This is a genomic window from Streptomyces niveiscabiei (genome assembly GCF_001419795.1).
In the GTDB taxonomy this organism is placed as follows: Bacteria; Actinomycetota; Actinomycetes; order Streptomycetales; family Streptomycetaceae; genus Streptomyces; species Streptomyces niveiscabiei.
Genome location: NZ_LIRL01001009.1, coordinates 1 through 2,409 on the forward strand (window position 1 = coordinate 1; position 2,409 = coordinate 2,409).

A 2,409-nucleotide genomic window follows, 5' to 3' on the forward strand; every position below is an offset into this window, starting at 1 on the left:
GTCCGGGGGTGCTTACGGGGTGGACGGGGCCGCTCATCGCGGGGCGCTCGGGGTCGGTGGGGCGACTGTCGCCGTGCTGGCCTGCGGGGTCGACCGGGCCTATCCGCGTGGGCATGCCGAGTTGATCGAGCGGATCGCCGAGCAGGGGCTGGTGGTGGGGGAGTTGCCGCCGGGAGCGCACCCGACGCCGAGCCGGTTCGTGCTCAGGAACCGGGTGATCGCCGCGTTGACGCGGGGGACCGTGGTCGTGGAAGCGGCCGTGCGCAGCGGGTCGTTGGTGACGGCCCGGGCCGCGCTGCGGCTGGGGCGGTACACGATGGGGGTGCCGGGGCCGGTGACGAGCGCGTTGTCGGCGGGGGTGCATGAACTGCTGCGCGGCGAGGGGCAGGTGGTGACGGACGCCGCCGATGTCGTGGAGCTGGTGGGGGAGATGGGGGAGCTGGGGCCCGAGCGGCGCGGGCCCGTGCTGCCCCGGGATCTGCTGGGCGCGGCCACCGCGCAGGTGCTGGACGCGCTGCCGGGCAACCGGCCCGCCGGTGTCGTGGAGATCGCGCGGGCCGCGTTGACCTCCAGGGACGACGCCGTCGCCCGGCTGTACGAACTGCGGGCGCTCGGGTACGTCGAACGACACGGCGAGAGCTGGAAGTTGACACGCCAGGCGGTGATGTCCGTTCGGGGCCCCCGGAGCGGGCGGTGAGGCCCGTGGTTCGGCCGTCCGAGGGAACGCGTAACCCCTTGGGAATTCCGGCAGTTGACGGACGCGACAGATCACACGAGTGCCGGGCGGAGCCCTGGGGGACGGGAGAGTGAACGTATCTGCGCACCGTCCGGGGCTCGTTCTTCGCACACCGCGACAGCTTTGTCACGCTACGCTCACGAGGATTCCGGCACAGACCGGCCGTAGGCACTCCTACCTCACGTACTCACGGCAGAACGGCACAAGGCGACGAATGCCCCAGCACACCTCCGGGTCCGACCGGACGGCTGTCCCCCCAGCCGCCCGGGACGGTGGCAGCGTGCGGCCCGCTCCCTCGACGCTCGACGAGCTGTGGCGGTCGTACAAGGAGACGGGGGACGAACGGCTGCGGGAGCAGCTCATCCTGCACTACTCGCCCCTCGTGAAATACGTGGCGGGACGGGTGAGCGTGGGGCTGCCGCCCAATGTGGAGCAGGCGGACTTCGTGTCGTCCGGGATCTTCGGGCTGATCGACGCGATCGAGAAGTTCGACGTCGGTCGGGAGATCAAGTTCGAGACGTACGCCATCACCCGGATCCGGGGGGCGATGATCGACGAACTGCGGGCGCTGGACTGGATTCCGCGGTCCGTGCGGCAGAAGGCGCGCAACGTGGAGCGGGCGTACGCGACGCTGGAGGCGCGGCTCAGGCGGACGCCGAGCGAGCAGGAGGTGGCGGCGGAGCTGGGGATCGCCGTCGAGGATCTGCACGCCGTGTTCAGTCAGCTGTCGCTGGCCAACGTCGTCGCGCTCGACGAGCTGCTGCACGTCGGGAGCGAGAGCGGGGACGGGCTCAGCTTCGTGGACACGCTGGAGGACCACGCCGCCGACAACCCCGTTGAGGTCGCCGAGGACCGGGAGCTGCGGAGGTTTCTGGCGCGGGCCATCAACACGCTGCCCGACCGGGAGAAGACCGTCGTGACCCTCTACTACTACGAGGGGCTCACGCTCGCGGAGATCGGGAACGTGCTCGGGGTGACCGAGAGCCGGGTCAGCCAGATCCATACGAAGTCGGTGCTCCAGCTGCGGGCGAAGCTGGCCGGGTTCGGGAGGTGAGACTCCCGTGCCGGGCGGCTCGTCCGTACAGTGGATGCCGTGCCAAGGATTCGAGCGGCCTCCGTGGCCGAGCACCGGTCGATGCAGCGAGCCGCCCTGTTGGACGCGGCTCGGTCCCTGTTGTCCGAAGGGGGGACGGAGGCGCTGACGTTTCCGGCGCTCGCCGAGCGGACGGGGCTCGCGCGGTCGTCCGTGTACGAGTACTTCCGGTCCCGGGCGGCTGTCGTCGAGGAGCTGTGCGAGGTCGATTTCCCGGTGTGGGCCGCTGAGGTCGAGGTGGCCATGGGGGCGGCGCGGGGGGGTGCGGGGAAGGTCGAGGCGTATGTGCGCAAGCAGTTGGAGCTGGTCGGGGACCGGCGGCATCGGGCTGTGGTCGCCATCTCCGCGAGTGAGCTGGACGCGGGGGCCCGGGAGAAGATCCGGGCCGCGCACGGGGGGCTGGTCGCGATGATCGTCGAGGCACTGGCGGAACTCGGGCACGCCGAGCCTCGGCTTGCGGCGATGCTGGTTCAGGGCGTGGTGGATTCCGCTGTGCGGCGCATCGAGCTGGGGGTCGAGGATCCTGGGGCGGTTGCTGAGGCTGCGGTGGGGATGGTGTTGCGGGGGGTTTGCGGGTGAC

3 protein-coding genes are annotated in these 2,409 nt (G+C 71.0%); all 3 read left to right on the forward strand.

Annotated features, from left to right (window positions below; all coding sequences use genetic code 11):
• A partial coding sequence (locus AOK24_RS38830) for a DNA-processing protein DprA (protein ID WP_206191345.1) occupies positions 1–697 on the forward strand: 697 nt, incomplete at its 5' end.
• Between the two features lie 253 nt (positions 698–950).
• Positions 951–1,790, forward strand: coding sequence for an RNA polymerase sigma factor WhiG (gene whiG, locus AOK24_RS38835; RefSeq protein ID WP_055724640.1), 840 nt, complete (start codon positions 951–953; stop codon positions 1,788–1,790).
• A gap of 63 nt (positions 1,791–1,853) precedes the next feature.
• Complete coding sequence (locus AOK24_RS38840) at positions 1,854–2,408, forward strand: TetR/AcrR family transcriptional regulator (RefSeq protein ID WP_055724641.1); 555 nt, start codon at positions 1,854–1,856, stop codon at positions 2,406–2,408.
• Position 2,409 lies beyond the last annotated feature (1 nt).